The sequence below is a fragment of the Nitratireductor sp. GCM10026969 genome (genome assembly GCF_042660605.1).
Lineage (GTDB): Bacteria > Pseudomonadota > Alphaproteobacteria > Rhizobiales > Rhizobiaceae > Chelativorans.
Genome location: NZ_JBHSUM010000333.1, coordinates 1 through 584, shown reverse-complemented (window position 1 = coordinate 584; position 584 = coordinate 1). Strand labels below are relative to the sequence as shown.

The 584-nt window shown below is 69.5% G+C and carries 1 protein-coding gene and 1 pseudogene; one reads left to right on the top strand and one right to left on the bottom strand.

Annotated elements, in window-relative coordinates; translation table 11 throughout:
- Window positions 1-94: pseudogene (locus tag ACFP9U_RS25355) on the bottom strand (3-keto-5-aminohexanoate cleavage protein); the annotation flags it as partial.
- A gap of 98 nt (window positions 95-192) precedes the next feature.
- Between ACFP9U_RS25355 and ACFP9U_RS25350 the strand changes: the two are divergent.
- A partial coding sequence (locus tag ACFP9U_RS25350; RefSeq protein WP_378625674.1) for a MurR/RpiR family transcriptional regulator occupies window positions 193-584 on the top strand: 392 nt, incomplete at its 3' end.

Genomic DNA, 584 nt, shown 5'->3' with positions numbered 1-584 from the left:
CGGCCAGCTCCTCGGCGGTCTGCGGCAGGGCGGGGTGATCGGCCCTGGTTCGCCGCCCGCCATTGGGCGCGACCGCGAGGGCGACCGCCTGCATCTGCCGCTCCGGATCCTTGGCCATCGCTATATCCTCCATATGTTGCACGGCATGCAACATATGTTGCATGCCTCGGCGACCGCGTCTAGGATACACCCATGGACCGCGCAGCTCTGACCGACCGCATCACCCGTTCCGTGGAAACGCTTCCCGGGCAGATGGGTGCGGCCGCGCGTTACGTGCTTGAGAACCCGGGCGACGTGGCGCTTCTTTCCATGCGCGAACAGGCCCGCCGCGCCGGCGTGCAACCCTGGACGATGACCCGGTTCGCCAAGCGGCTGGGACTGGAAGGCTACGAGGAGGTGCGCCAGCTTCACGGCGAGGCGCTGAAGGAGCAGGCGCTGGGCTTTTCCGGCAAGGCCGGCCTCCAGGTGGAGCGGCAGCGGCAGACGGGCGGTCGTGTCCTGGCAGGCGAGATCGCCGCCGCCACCGGCGCACATGTTTCCGGCTTCGCGGATGCAGGCACGCTCGACGCGCTGGCCGACGCCGC